Raw genomic sequence first — 13,649 nt, forward strand, 5'->3', positions numbered from 1 at the left:
CGGCCGGACCATCCGTGAGAGCCCCGGATTCCCGCCATGGCCCCGGATCACCAGATGAGGTGAACCAGAGCCACGAAGCCGGCGATCGTCACGATCGAGCAGAGCGTGGTGATGAGGATCACATCGCGACACAGGCGCTGCGCGATGCCGTAGCGCGAGGAGAAGACGAAGACATTCTGGGCAGTGGGCAGGGCCGCCAGCACCACGGCGGCCAGCGCAGTGGCCTGATCCAAGCCCAGCAACCAGGCGAACGCCAGGGCCGCGAGCGGCTGAACGAACAGCTTGAGGACGCACAGGTACAAGGTCTCGGCACCCTCGTCGAGGTGGAAGTGCAGACCATTGCGCAAGGAGATTCCGTAGGCGATGAGCATGCAGGGCACGGCGAGACCGCCGAGCAGGTCCAGGCTGTCGCCCACCAGCCGAGGCACCGGCAGGTGGGCAAGGTTGAAGACCAGGCCGAGCAGCACCCCGAGCGTCATCGGATTGCGCAGCGGTGTGGTCATGTTTCGCAGCCACGAGCTCGCCCGCCCTGCGCGCCGGGTCTCGAGAAGATCGAGGATGCTCAGTCCGATCGGTTGCATGAGCCCTTGCTGCATGAGCAGCAAAGGGGCAACCCAGCTGGTGTCCTTCATCACATATGCCGAGATGGGTATGCCCATGTTGTTCGCATTGACATAGCAGGCGCAGAACGCGCCGATCACCCGATGGCCGGTGCTGGCGCGCGGGCGCAGGTAGCTGGCAAGCAGATAGGCCAGGATCGACACGCCGACTGCGATGAGGCCGACGAGCACATTGGTACTGAAGATCCGTGATGCGTTGGCCCGGGACAGGGTGACGAACATGAGCGAGGGCATTCCCACCGCGAACGCGAGCCGGTTGAGCACCTTCTCCGCCGACTCGTCGAGCACCCCGAGCCGGGCCACGAGCACGCCCACGCCGATCACCACCCAGATGGTGACGAATCCGCTGAGCACGTCGAACACGGACTGTGAGTGTACGCATTCGGGGCAGCGGCGAGGATGGACCCACATCAGGTGGCAGCAGTCCCCTAAGCTGGAACGACGCGAGAGTGGAGAGCCAGTTGGCACATCATGACGACCTGTACCGGGCCGCGCTGCTGTACTACATCCAGGGTGAGTCCATGGAGGCCATCGCCCGTCAGCTCGACGTCTCCCGCTCCACCGTCTCGCGCCACCTCAAGCAGGCCCGCCAATCCGGTCTGGTGCGGATCACGCTGAATCCTCCCGACGCGGCGTCCTCGCGCCTGGAGTCGACCATCGAGCGCCTGTTCGGTATCACGGCGCACATCGTGACGATGCGCGACTCGGTCAGCGAGGTTGCCCGCCTCGACCGGGTTTCCAAGGTCGCCGCCAGTTTCATCAGCGATGCCGTGGTCGACAATACGATGGTGGGCCTCGCCTGGGGGACCACGCTGGCGGCGGTCGCGACTCACCTCGTGGCGCATCCGGTGGCGGGCTGCACCCTGGTCCAGCTCAACGGTGCCGCCAATGACCGCACCACCGGTATCGACTATGTGTCCAACATCATGTCGAGCTTCGCACACGCCTTCGACGCCGACTCGATCCTGTTCCCCGTGCCGGCCTTCTTCGACTATGCGAGCACCCGTGAGGCCCTGTGGCGCGAACGATCGATCATCAGGGTGCGCGCAGCCCAGGAGCAATGCGGGCTGGCGGTGTTCAGCGTGGGCTCGCTCACGAGTGAGCTGCCGAGCCATGTGTACTCGTCGGGTTACCTGACCGCCCACGAACGCGCCGGACTGGCGGCAGATCACGTGGTGGGTGATGTGTGCACCGTGCTCTTGCGCAGCGATGGGTCGTGGGCCGACATCGAGCTCAATGCCCGGGCCTCAGGCCCGACGCCGAACCAGCTGCGGCGCATCCCACGCCGGATCTGTGTCGTCGCCGGTTCGGGAAAGGCACTTCCCCTGCTCGCGGCGCTGCGGGCGAAGGTCATGACCGAACTCATCGTCGACGTCCAGACCGCCAACGCGCTGCTCGAGTTGCTGTGAGCTCTGTTCCTTCGCCCGCGCCGGCTCAGACCTGGGGCGAGTCGATCTCGGACAAACCGTAGGCTGCGTGGATCAGATGGATGGGGTGCACGGTCTTGGCGCCCGATCCCTCGCGGATCTGCCAACGGCAGGTCTCGGTGTCGCAGACCGCGAACTCCTTGTTCGTGGCCTTGATCTTCTCGAAGAGCGGGCGACCGACGGCTTGGGCGATCTCGTACTTCTCCTTCTTCAATCCGTAGGTGCCTGCGATTCCACAGCAGTTCTCGTCGGACTCCACGACCTGGACCCCTGGCACCAGCTCCATGAGCCGGATGGCGGGCATGCCCATGCCCTGGGCCTTGAGCTGGCAGGGGGCGTGGTAGACGAAGCGGCTGTCTATGCGCCGGAAATCGGTCGGCAACTGCCCGTGGTCGTACAGATCGAGCAGGAACTCGCTCGTCTCGCGCAGCCTGGCGCCGACGTCGAGCACCTGGGGGTCCTCGACGCCCATGATCTCGTGGGCCTCGTGCTTGACCATCCCTGCGCACGAGCCGGAACTCGAGACGATGGTGGGCTCACGGCCTGCCGCAGACAGCTGCTCGCACAGCGCGCGGATCTTCGCGCGCGCGCCATCGAACAGGCCGTTGGACTGCTCGGCCAGGCCGCAGCAGCCTTGCTTGGGCACGATGACATCGAAGCCGAGGTATTCGAGCACCTCAATGGTCTTCTTGGAGGTCTCCACCTCGAAGTAGGCACCGGCACAGCCGGTGAAGAAGATCACCGGGCCGCGGGCGGGCTGGTCGGACCGCCGGGGGGTGGGGCCACTCCGATGCTTGAGCCAGCCCTGCACGGTCTGGCGCTGTGCCACCGGCATGGGGGCGTCGCGGTGCACGCCCACCACCTTCTCGACCGCCACCCGGATCGGCTTGCGGCGAAGCGCCCAGTTCGCCACCGGTGCGATGGGCGTCATGAGCTTGCCCTCAAGGGTGGTCTGGGTGATGAGCCGGTCGCGCAGCGGCATGTGGCCCTGCTTCATGACCGCCCTGGCCATGGAATTGATCTCGGCGACGCGTACCCCTTGAGGGCACGCAAGGGTGCAGATGCCGCAACTGGAGCAGTAGTCCAGGGTATGGTCGACCGACTCGCCGTTGCGGAAACGTTCCGCCTGGGGACCGACGTACTTGGGTCCGCTGAACAGCTCGGTGACGCGGGCCACCGGGCACTGCGTCTCGCAGATGGTGCACTTGACGCACTGGTCGAGGGAGACCCGATTGAGCTGCTGAGCCTCGTAACTGTTGGGATTGTGGTTGAGACGCGGGCTCGCCTTCCTGAGGTGTTCCCACACCGACATATCCGAGCCGTTGCCCGACCAGGCCTGGGTGGGCTGTCGGGTCGACGCATCCAGACGACGGGTTTCAGTCATGGTCCTTCTCCTCACAACGAGCGACGATGGCCTCACAGGCCCGCATTGCGCTGGCAAGCGCAATGCCCTCCCCGGACTTCTCATCCCACCGCTGGGCCCCAGCCAGGATTCCGCCGGCGGCGTGGAGATTTCGATGGACGGGCCCTCCGGTGCGGGGATCGAGCACCACCATGTCGGTGTCGGTGGCAAGCCCGGCGCGGAACAGCGGCTGTTCGCGGGCCCAGGAGTCGTTGATCAGCTCGCCGCTGGGACGGGCGACGGGCAGATCGAGGATCGGCTCGGACAGCTGCTGGTAGGAATCGAGGCGCAGGGCGCCGGACTCGAAACCGCCGGGCGCAAGCAGCACCGCGCGGGCGGGAATGTGGGTGTCGTGCCCGCTGGTGGCGACGATGACCTCGCTGACCCGGTCCGCCTCGGCCGTGATCCCGGTGAGCGCGCTGCCGGAGATGATCTCCACCCGTTCGGCCCGGGCGATCCGAGTGAGCTTTTCGTTGATCCGCATCCCCGGCACACCCGGTGGTGGTAGCGGAATCTCGAACAGTGCAGTGCCGAGTTGGGCTCGCAACTCGGGGAAGGCCCGGGCATCCTCGATGCCCAGCACGGCGGGCAGGGCCACCGTCTCCCCCGGCTCGACGACCGCGCTGAGCACCCGGGCGAATTCGCTGCGCCGCGCAGGGTCGTCGAGGGCCCGGGCGATATTGAGGCCCGTGGAGTCGACCTCAGACCCGCGCGCCGGAAAGGACACCTGGGCAGCTCGCGTGCTGAGCCGCCCGCCATCCGGCAGATCGGTGGCTGCCAAGTTCCCGGCGATGAGCTGCGCCGGGAAGTCCTTCAACTCATCGATGCCGACGACCACAACCCGGCATCCCGCGTGCAGCGCACCGGGCTCAGCGGGGTCGAGACTGACCAGGCCATCGGCCATGCTCGGCTGGTAGAGGCTGGTCGGACGCAGTGCCCCGATGGCAGTGGGCAGCGCCACATTCGTGTGGACATCGCCCACCAGCAGCTGCGGCCCGACGAGCTGTGACAGGAAGCCGACTCCCTCGGTGATCGCCTCGGGCCCGGTCACCGCATAGGGATGACTGGGGCCTCCTTGCCGCTCCTGTGCTGCCAGGAAATCGGCGAGTTCGTCCAGCGGCCTGGCCACCCTCTCGGGCCGGTAGCCGAGCACGTCGATCGTGCCCTGCCCGAGCTGGAGGCCCCCGATTCCCTGGTGCACGAGTGTGACCTCAAGGCCCGCCCGGCGCAGCCGGATGGACGCCACTAGCCCAGTCAGTCCTGCTCCCACAACGACGACGTCGCGCATCAGGCCACCTCCGCCTTCTGCTCGGATCCAGCCGGCTGGCCATCGTGGCGCGGCGCTCCGATCGGGAAGCGCTCGGGAGGATCGGCCTGTCCGGGCGCGTGGTCAATGTCGAGGGTTCCCCTCGCGATCCACTCGTCGAGCGCATTCTGGCGTACCTGCGCACCGGCCAGGATCGGCCACAGCCCGATCCAGCGGTGCTTGAGGAACTCGCGTAGCTCGATGGTGGCGGTCGGCGCGTCGGTCTGGCCCTGCGAGCACAGCAGCCCGGCCGCCCTGGTCGAACAGAAGCCGCCCTGGCATGGCCCCATCCCGATCCTCAGCCGTCGTCTCAGGTCGTCGAGGGTGGCCAATGGCTCTGCCGCAAGCAGGTCGACGAAGGCGGAGCGGCTCATCAGCTCGCACTCGCAGACGATCTGATCGCGTTGCCAGGCCTGCTCTCGTTCGGCGAGCCGGTGGGTCACCCGATAAGTGGGACTGCCCACGGCGGCAGGAACTGCCTCGTCGGCTGTGGTGCATGCTCGTTGTTCACCCATCTGGGCGCACATCTCATCGACGATGCGCTGAGCCATGAGCCGGTAGGTGGTGAGCTTGCCGCCGCTGATGCTGAACAGCCCGGCCAGCCCGTCACGTTCCCGGTGGTCGATGACGGCCATGCCGCGGCTCATGTGGCGGGTATCGCCGGCCGCGACGCGGGTGTCCTTGACGAGCGGACGAGCACCTGACCAGGCATGGACGGCGCGGGCTTCGCGGAATCCCGGGACGAGGGCCTCGCCGGCATCCAGCATCTGCTGGACCTCGGCGCGCGGGATGGCTAGCCGGTCCGGGTCGGGCGCCTTGACATCGGTAGTACCAATTATCGAGACAGTGTGCACTGGAACGAGGATGTCCCCGTCGGCCGGGCGGATACACCGGTTGACAACGGTATTGACCAGCCTGTGGTTCATCGCGATCATGATCCCCCGGCCGGGCACCACCTGAACGTCGTGGCAGCCCGCCATGGCCGCCACCTGCCCGGCCCAGGCCCCGGCCGCGTTGATGACGAAACGGCAGTCGATCGACAGTTCCCGGTCGTTCTTCACGTCGTGGCAGCTCACGCCGACCACCCGACCATTTTCGCGATGAATCCGAGTGAGGCGGTGGTAGCTCAGAATCGTGGCGCCGTGCTCCCTGGCCGACTCGGCCGCCCCCCAGACCATCTGCCAGCCGTCGACAGTGCCGTCGAAGACGGCGAATGCGCGTTTGATACCCGGATTGAGCCTCGGTTCGCGCGCCAGCGCCTGGGAGACCGAGATCTCCTCGGCCGGGACCGTGGCGGCGTGGGCCGCCGCGAGAAAGCCGTCGGCGTAGTCCTCGGAATCCTCCGGTGTCACGACGAACAGCCCTCCGGTCTGCTCGACCGCATCGGCGTGGATGCGTGTCACGATGGCGTTCTCCTGGGCGCATTCACGCGCCGATTCCGGATCGGAGACCACATAACGGCCCCCGGAGTGCAGCAGGCCGTGATACCGGCCCGTTGTGCCCTGGGCGAGGTCAGCACGCTCTAGCAGGACGACATCCAGCCCTCGCATTGCCGCATCCCTGGCCACCCCGACCCCGGTGGCGCCGCCGCCGACGACGACGACATCCACTGAAAAGTCCGCCATTGTTACCCCCTGGTACATTCGCCGCCTCGGTGCGGCGCTGGCTGGCTCCTACGCTAGACGTCCACCGCGGCGCCGTCGCGCCGCACGCACAGATGTGCACGAGCCGATGGGCTCCCGCACACGGATGACGCCATGGCCTCGTCCGGTTCCATCGGCTCGGTCCTGTTCCCCGATGCGCGCTCGGTTGCGCGACACTGGGGGCCATGGATCCGCTGCCCCATGAGCTGTACAGCAATGTCACCGATACTGCTCTCATCTTCGAGGGCGGCGGGATGCGCGCCAGCTATACGAGTGCCCTGGTCTGCGCGATGCTCCGTACACAGATCCATGTGAACTGGGTGGCCGGCATCTCGGCGGGGTCGAGCAACACAGTGAACTATGTCTCCCGCGACATTCACCGCGCGGCCGTCAGTTTCGTGGACTTCGCCGCGGACCCGAGGTTCGGTGGACCGGTGAGCATGCTGCGGGGCCACGGCTGGTTCAACGCGGAGTACATCTACGAACAGAGCTATCTGCCCGGGCAGGTATTGCCCTTCGACTACGCGACCTATTCCGCCAATCCCGCTGCGACTCATATCGGTGCATTCCGTGCCGATACCGGTGAGGAGCAGTGGTTCACCAGGCGTGACGCAGCGAGCGCAGCAGCTCTGGTACGGCAGGTCAGGGCCTCCTCGACGATGCCGGGGCTCATGCCGATGGTCACCATCAACGGCATCGACTACGTCGATGGGGCGCTCGGCCCGGGAGCCGGTATCGCACTGCCCCGTGCGCAGGAGGCCGGATTCACGAAATTCCTGGTGGTGCTCACCCGGCCCCGCGACTACCGCAAACCCCCCATGAGGGCCTCGCAGCTGCGTTTCCTCTCCCGCCTGTTTCGTCGTCATCCTGCCATCACCGAAGCCTTGGCCACCAGACCTGCCCGCTACAACCGGATACGCGAGGAATTGTTCGATCTCGAATCCGGTGGACAGGCCTATCTCTTCGTGCCGCACACGATGCAGGTCGCCAGCACCGAGAGACGGCTGGCGGCGCTGCGTGCCAGTTTCGCGGCGGGGAAGGCCCAGGCCCACCAGGAGCTGGCGGGAATAGCCCAGTTCCTGGGCGTGGACTCCTTCGCGCAATTCCGATGACCTGCACCACCGATGGCCCACGGGAACTGGGCAATAACCGAGGCGGTAAGGCGCCAGTACGGCCGCACGGCACTATAGCGCCACCCCAGCAACTCGACGAGAATGCCATCGTCAGGTGCACGTGCACGCAAACAGGAGTGACGGCGCCCCCAGCTCAAGGCTGTTGGCACCGTCACCCCCGATGGGCACTGCCCGCAGGCAGCTCGGATCAGCTGCAGCCGCTGGTGGACCCGCATCCTTCGCAGATATAGCACGAGCCGCTGGGGCGCATCTTGGTGCCGCAGGTCATGCACAACGGCGCATCGAAGGACTCACCAGTCAGCTGCTCCATCACCTCGGTCGTCGTGTGCGGGGCATGAAGCGGGGCCTGGCTGATGGCGTCCACATCGATGAGGCTGGGCTGGCGAGGTCCGGGCCCGTCAACCTTGATGTCGTCGGCCGCATCGTTCTTCAGTGCCTCGCTCTCGATCATCGCCGCCTCGTCCTCCTCTGAGAGGTACGAGCCGGTCTCCACATAGTGGGTGCGCTCGTCGGCGGTGTAGATGCCCAGTTCGGCGCGCTCGTCGAAATCGAGATGGTCGAGCGCCAGGCGGCGGAAAACGTAATCGAGGATCGACTGGGCAATGCGGATGTCCGGATCGTCGGTCAGCCCGGCGGGCTCGAACTTCAGATTGGTGAACTTCTGCACGAAGCTCTCCAGCGGAACACCGTACTGCAGGCCGATCGACACGGCGATGGAGAAGGCGTCCATCACTCCAGCGAGCGTAGATCCCTGCTTGCCCAGCTTGAGGAAGATCTCGCCGAGCTTGCCGGAATCGTAGGAGCCCGTGGTCATGTAGCCCTCGGCGCCGGCCACCGAGAAGCTCGTCGTCCGGGCGGCACGGCTCTTGGGGAGCCTGCGGCGACGGGGCCGGTACTCGACGCGCACCTGCGGCTTGGCCTGCCCCGACTCGGACGTGGCGTTGTCGTCCTTGCCCTCCGAACCCGAGCTCAGCGGCTGTCCGACCTTGCAGTTGTCACGGTAGACGGCCACGGCCTTGAGCCCGAGCTTCCAGCCCTGCATGTAGACATCGGCGATGTCCTCGACACTCGCCTCGGACGGGAGATTGACGGTCTTGGAGATGGCGCCCGACAGGAAGGGCTGGACGGCAGCCATCATCCGGACATGGCCCATGGCCGGGATGGCGCGAACACCCATGGCGGTGTCGAAGACCTCGTAGTGCTCGGGACGCAGCCCCGGGGCATCCACGACATTGCCGTTCTGCGCGATATAGGCCACCACTGCTTCGGCGGTGTCCTTGTCATAGCCAAGATTCTTCAGGGCCCGCGAGACGGTGTGGTTGACGATCTGCATCGAGCCGCCACCGACGAGCTTCTTGAACTTGACGAGCGAGAAGTCCGGCTCGATACCCGTCGTGTCGCAGTCCATCATGAAGCCGATCGTGCCGGTGGGGGCAAGGACCGAGGCCTGCGCATTGCGGAAGCCATTCTTTCGCCCTGCGGAGACCGCCTCGCTCCACTGGACGGCGGCCGCACTGTGCACCTGCCGGTCGACCTCGCTGATGGTCTCGACCTCGTCATTGGCCGCCTGGTGCTTGAGAATCACCTGCTGATGGGCCTCGGCATTGGGCGCGTAGCCGCTGTAGGGGCCGACGACCCCGGCGAGCTCCGCGCTGCGCCGGTAGGCGGTGGCAGTCATGAGCGAGGTGATCGCGGCAGCGAGCACACGTCCACCGTCGGAGTCATAGCCCTTGCCGAGTGCCATGAGCAGAGCGCCCAAATTGGCGTATCCGATACCAAGCTGGCGATAATCGCGGGTCGTCCGGCCGATCGCTTCGGTGGGGAAATCCGCGAAGCAGATCGAGATGTCCATGGCAGTGATGATGAGTTCGACGGCCTTGACGAAACGCTCCGTATCGAAGGTGTCGTCCTCGCGCAGGAACTTGAGGAGGTTCAGGCTCGCCAGATTGCACGAGCTGTTGTCCAGGCTCATGTACTCACTGCAGGGGTTCGATGCCATGATCCGGCCGGACGCCGGAGTGGTGTGCCACGAGTTGATCGTGTCGTCGTACTGGATTCCCGGATCGGCACATTCCCAGGCGGCACGTGCCATCTTGTCGAACAACGTGCGGGCATCGACGGTTTCGACGACCTCCCCGGTGGTCCGGGCATGCAGATCGAAGCTCTCCCCCATCTCCACGGCGCGCATGAAGGCATCGGAGACCCGCACTGAGTTGTTCGCGTTCTGATACTGCACCGAGGTGATGTCGCGCCCGCCGAGGTCCATGTCGAAGCCGGCGTCGCGCAGCGCGCGGATCTTATCCTCCTCGCGCGCCTTGGTCTCGATGAACTCCTCGATATCGGGATGGTCGACGTCGAGGACCACCATCTTCGCGGCGCGGCGGGTGGCACCACCGGACTTGATGGTGCCGGCCGAGGCATCGGCGCCCCGCATGAAACTCACCGGGCCGGAGGCAGTGCCGCCGCTGGAGCGCAGCAACTCCTTCGAGGAACGGATCCGGGAGAGGTTGATGCCGGCACCCGAGCCGCCCTTGAAGATCATCCCCTCTTCCTTGTACCAGTTGAGGATCGACTCCATCGAGTCATCCACCGACAGGATGAAACAGGCACTCACCTGCTGGGGGCTCGCGGTGCCGACATTGAACCAGACTGGCGAGTTGAAGCTGAAGTACTGGTGGACGAGCATCCAGGTGAGCTCTGCCCCGAAGATCTCGGCGTCCGGCTTGCCGGCGAAGTAGCCGTTGTCCAGGCCGGCCTTGACATAGGTCGACACCACCCGGTCGATGAGCTGCTTGAGGCTGCTCTCGCGCTTGTCGGTGCCCGCTGCGCCACGGAAGTACTTGGTGGTGACGATCGTCGAGGCGTTGACGCTCCAGAAGTCGGGGAACTCCACGTTCTTCTGCTCGAAGACCACCTCGCCGGTCTTCCAATTGGTCTGCACCACATCGCGGCGCTCCCAGGTGACCTCGTCATAGGGATGCACACCGGGCGTGGTGAAGACGCGCTGCACGGCGAGCCCGCTCGGTTTCCTGCTCGCTCGACGGGTCTCAGTCGTCGTCTGTGTCATCGTGACCTCTCTATGTGCTGCTGTCCGGCGATCGCCGGTGGCTTTGGTGCGGAAATGATCGATGGATGTGGCGTCCGGTGTCGGCGCACGACGCCGAGGGCGCAATGGTGGGCGGCCCCTCGACCTCAGGGGACGCCACCGTGGATCAGGGCGTGCCGGGCGTGGTGGACGAGGCGGACTCGTGCTCGGGGATGATCCCGTCCGAGCGAAGCCGGGCAATCTCGTCGACGAAATCGTCGACTGACTGGAAGTGCTGGTAGACGCTCGCGAAACGCAGATAGGCGACCGGGTCGAGCTGGCTGAGCGGCTTGAGGATCGCGATGCCCACCGACTCGGTAGGAACCTCCGCGACACCGCTGGCCCGCAGGCTGTCCTCGACGGTCTGGCCAAGCCGGGCCAGCTGGGCCTCGCTGACAGGGCGCCCCTTGCACGCCTTGCGAACCCCGGCAATCACCTTGTCCCGGCTGAACGGTTCGACCACTCCGGACTTCTTCACGACGACCAGCTGCATCTGCTCGATGGTCGTGAAGCGGCGCTCGCACTGGGGACACTGGCGACGCCGGCGAATGCTCGCGCCATCCTCGGCCACCCGCGAATCGAGCACCTTCGAGTCGCTGTAATGACAGTAGGGGCAGTGCATGCCGATCAGCTCCTCACCCGGGACGAATACCCAGCCGAAACGCACAGCCCCTGGGGACAACTCGGCTGTGCTGTGGATAGCTGTGGATGCACGCCACTACGGATAAGCACAACTTGTGGGTTTCCCGAACCCGTGCAACCACTACATGTAGTAACACTACACCGCCCGAGAACCATACCGGGAATCCCGGCGGACAACGATGCCCCCCCATCCGAGCCCCCGCTCCGCCGGTACGCACGCCCCGGTCAGTCCCGTCCCGGTCAGTGCTGCCCCGGTCCGCCCTGGCATCGGGCAGGGCCGGTTCGCAGAGCAGGAGAGGATCTCAGGACTGGCTGACCTGCGCATCATCCGCCGTCCATGAGCCCGATGGCCCGGGCGCGGCGACGGCGGCCGGCTGGGGCGACTGCTGCCCGGTATCGCCGATCCCGACAAGGCTGTACACGACCGCGGCGACGCCCACCGCCATGCAGGCAGCGAAGAATGCCATGACGACGGCCAGGCCGCGGGTGGTCAGATACCACCCCGAGCCCGACGAGGGCACAGCCCGGGTCCGCGACGCCGAAGCCGGGACCCGGCTCCCCGCTGGCAGCGTCCCGCGCGGTGTACCGGCCATCGGCCCACCGGATGTGGGCAGATCGTCCGTTGGCACCACGAAGCTCGCCATTTCCGCCGCGGCGGTTCCTGCCGGCACCGCTGCGGGGCTGCCCCACAGGTCGATGCGCACAAGGCTCGGACCAGCAGGGCGCTGAGGTGAACCCGGGTTCTTCGGCTGATTCGGCCTGGCCCGGGGACCACGCGAGTCGCAGCGGGCCGCGGCGAGGTGTCCCTGGGCGCAACGCCCTTGGATGCTGGGCCCTTGGATGCTGGGCCCTTGGATGCTGGGTGCCTGGGCGCTGGACCCCTGGGCGCTGAGCTGCTGGGACCTCGACCCTCGGGTGCTGGGGGCTGCCAGGCCCCGTCCCCCTTGAGCGCGCATCGCACTCCTGCACTTCGTGGTGCTCATGCTGGCCTCCTGACCCGCGTGCGCCAAGGCTCTCGCTCTCGACCGAATGCGCGGTGCCAGCGATGCCTTCGAACGTATGTTCGAGTTCATAATAGGACACTTGTTCGGTTCGTCCAGTGGATTCGGCTCTCTGGTCCGATTCGACGCCCGCCCGCGCGGCGCCCCCAGTCTCGAGCGGGCACTGGAGCACCCCGCCCCTGGGCCCCCGGGCCCGGGGGCGGCCGACTCGCTCGGCACAGCCCTCTGGTGCGAGATCCGCATGGGAACAACGAAAACAGCCACCACTGACAGAATCCGGACCTCCTCGCGGGATTCCGCCCCGGATCGAACAACCGTTTGATTCATCGGCGCTGACCGATATCCTGCTGTCATGGCATCCCACACCGCGCGGCCTCATCCGGCACAGACGCCGAGCGCCGACCCCGAGACGGCAACCGCGGTGCACGCCGGTGTCCCGCGGCGAGCGGGTAGGCCGAGCTCAGCTCGTGTCGATGCCGAACTGCGTGCGGCCCAGCGCCGGCGCGACGCAGCACCCCACGCTCCGGCTCATTGCGCTGCGGGCCCGCGCGAGGAGGAGCTCAGCCCGCGTCAGCGTCGCATCCTCGAATTCATCCAGATGAGTGTCGAGTCCCGCGGTTACCCGCCGAGCATTCGCGAGATGTGCGACGCGGTCGGTCTCACGAGCCCCTCGAGCGTTTCCCACCAATTGAAGGTCCTGGAGGCCAAAGGCTTCCTGCGCCGCGATCCCAAGCGTCCCCGCGCCCTCGAGGTGCGATCCATGGCCGATGCCACCTCGTCCGGGTCCCCGGTCGACGTGACGGACATCGGCGATGCGTTCCCGAACGCGGTCAATGTGCCGGTGCTCGGTCGGATCGCAGCGGGCGCCCCGATCCTGGCCACCGAACAGGTGGAGGAGGTCATGCCACTGCCTCGCGAGCTCGTGGGCAGCGGAACGGTCTTCATGCTCGAGGTCCGCGGCGACTCGATGATCGACGCTGCGATCTGCAACGGCGATTATGTGGTGATCCGCCAGCAGCCCACCGCCGAGAACGGTGACTTCGTCGCTGCCCTCCTCGACGATGAGGCCACCGTCAAGGAGTTCCGGCGCGTCAACGGTCATCTTCGCTTGCTGCCGCACAACAGCGCCTACGAGCCGATCGATGGCGACCGGGCCACCATCCTCGGCAAGGTTGTTGCCGTCCTACGACGGGTCTGATGCCGCGGCTCGTTGCCGGCCTACACGCGGCGAAGCCCGATCAACCCGGCACGGGAGCCTCCCGACAGGCACCAGGGCAGCCGCCAGCGGCACCGCACTGAGCGGGCGAGACCATCGCGCTTGCGCCAGCCCAATTCACCCCCGGACCTGCCCGTTGGCAATCCCATTGCTGCGCGGGGCTGCAGGCTCAGC

The 13,649-nt window shown here is 66.5% G+C and carries 10 protein-coding genes; 3 read left to right on the top strand and 7 right to left on the bottom strand.

Going from position 1 to position 13,649, the window contains the following annotated elements:
* Positions 1-47: 47 nt before the first annotated feature.
* Positions 48-983 (bottom strand): AEC family transporter, encoded by a 936-nt coding sequence (locus BMX93_RS03135; protein ID WP_091967803.1) that lies wholly within the window; start codon positions 981-983, stop codon positions 48-50.
* A 98-nt stretch (positions 984-1,081) separates the two neighbouring features.
* Between BMX93_RS03135 and BMX93_RS03140 the strand changes: the two genes are divergently transcribed.
* Positions 1,082-2,029, top strand: coding sequence for a sugar-binding transcriptional regulator (locus tag BMX93_RS03140; protein ID WP_245725702.1), 948 nt, complete (start codon positions 1,082-1,084; stop codon positions 2,027-2,029).
* A 25-nt stretch (positions 2,030-2,054) separates the two neighbouring features.
* Here the strand turns inward: BMX93_RS03140 and BMX93_RS03145 are convergent, their stop codons facing one another.
* From BMX93_RS03145 to glpA, 3 genes are all read right to left on the bottom strand, one after another.
* Positions 2,055-3,359, bottom strand: coding sequence for an anaerobic glycerol-3-phosphate dehydrogenase subunit C (locus tag BMX93_RS03145; RefSeq protein ID WP_091968027.1), 1,305 nt, complete (start codon positions 3,357-3,359; stop codon positions 2,055-2,057).
* Between the two features lie 64 nt (positions 3,360-3,423).
* Positions 3,424-4,737, bottom strand: coding sequence for a glycerol-3-phosphate dehydrogenase subunit GlpB (gene glpB / locus BMX93_RS03150; protein ID WP_091967806.1), 1,314 nt, complete (start codon positions 4,735-4,737; stop codon positions 3,424-3,426).
* Positions 4,737-6,380: an anaerobic glycerol-3-phosphate dehydrogenase subunit GlpA gene (glpA, locus tag BMX93_RS03155; RefSeq protein ID WP_091967810.1), complete on the bottom strand. Its 1,644-nt coding sequence runs from the start codon at positions 6,378-6,380 to the stop codon at positions 4,737-4,739. The genes glpB and glpA overlap by 1 nt, the downstream gene beginning before the upstream one ends.
* Positions 6,381-6,583: 203 nt before the next feature.
* On the opposite strand from glpA, the gene BMX93_RS03160 reads away from it, so the two are divergent.
* Positions 6,584-7,510, top strand: a complete 927-nt coding sequence (locus BMX93_RS03160) for a patatin-like phospholipase family protein (RefSeq protein ID WP_091967813.1) — start codon at positions 6,584-6,586, stop codon at positions 7,508-7,510.
* Positions 7,511-7,718: 208 nt separating this feature from the next.
* On the opposite strand, the gene BMX93_RS03165 is transcribed toward BMX93_RS03160, so the two are convergent.
* The 3 genes from BMX93_RS03165 to BMX93_RS12665 form a co-directional block, all read right to left on the bottom strand.
* Positions 7,719-10,598 (bottom strand): vitamin B12-dependent ribonucleotide reductase, encoded by a 2,880-nt coding sequence (locus tag BMX93_RS03165; RefSeq protein ID WP_091967815.1) that lies wholly within the window; start codon positions 10,596-10,598, stop codon positions 7,719-7,721.
* A 145-nt stretch (positions 10,599-10,743) separates the two neighbouring features.
* A complete protein-coding gene (gene nrdR, locus BMX93_RS03170; RefSeq protein ID WP_091968030.1) occupies positions 10,744-11,238 on the bottom strand; it encodes a transcriptional regulator NrdR in 495 nt (164 codons plus the stop codon).
* A 322-nt stretch (positions 11,239-11,560) separates the two neighbouring features.
* Positions 11,561-12,241: a hypothetical protein gene (locus BMX93_RS12665; protein ID WP_143052798.1), complete on the bottom strand. Its 681-nt coding sequence runs from the start codon at positions 12,239-12,241 to the stop codon at positions 11,561-11,563.
* Positions 12,242-12,611: 370 nt separating this feature from the next.
* On the opposite strand from BMX93_RS12665, the gene lexA reads away from it, so the two are divergent.
* Positions 12,612-13,457, top strand: a complete 846-nt coding sequence (gene lexA, locus BMX93_RS03180) for a transcriptional repressor LexA (RefSeq protein WP_091967821.1) — start codon at positions 12,612-12,614, stop codon at positions 13,455-13,457.
* Positions 13,458-13,649: the final 192 nt, after the last annotated feature.

Origin of the sequence: Propionibacterium cyclohexanicum, from assembly GCF_900111365.1 — a bacterium.
Taxonomy (GTDB): Bacteria; Actinomycetota; Actinomycetes; order Propionibacteriales; family Propionibacteriaceae; genus Propionibacterium; species Propionibacterium cyclohexanicum.

Coding starts and splice junctions, on each gene's coding strand:
- BMX93_RS03160 (WP_091967813.1), top strand. CDS start 6,584: ATGGATCCGCTGCCCCATGAGCTGTACAGCAATGTCACCGATACTGCT.
- BMX93_RS03165 (WP_091967815.1), bottom strand. CDS start 10,598: ATGACACAGACGACGACTGAGACCCGTCGAGCGAGCAGGAAACCGAGC.
- lexA (WP_091967821.1), top strand. CDS start 12,612: ATGGCATCCCACACCGCGCGGCCTCATCCGGCACAGACGCCGAGCGCC.
- BMX93_RS03145 (WP_091968027.1), bottom strand. CDS start 3,359: ATGTCGGTGTGGGAACACCTCAGGAAGGCGAGCCCGCGTCTCAACCAC.
- nrdR (WP_091968030.1), bottom strand. CDS start 11,238: ATGCACTGCCCCTACTGTCATTACAGCGACTCGAAGGTGCTCGATTCG.
- BMX93_RS12665 (WP_143052798.1), bottom strand. CDS start 12,241: ATGAGCACCACGAAGTGCAGGAGTGCGATGCGCGCTCAAGGGGGACGG.
- glpA (WP_091967810.1), bottom strand. CDS start 6,380: ATGGCGGACTTTTCAGTGGATGTCGTCGTCGTCGGCGGCGGCGCCACC.
- glpB (WP_091967806.1), bottom strand. CDS start 4,737: ATGCGCGACGTCGTCGTTGTGGGAGCAGGACTGACTGGGCTAGTGGCG.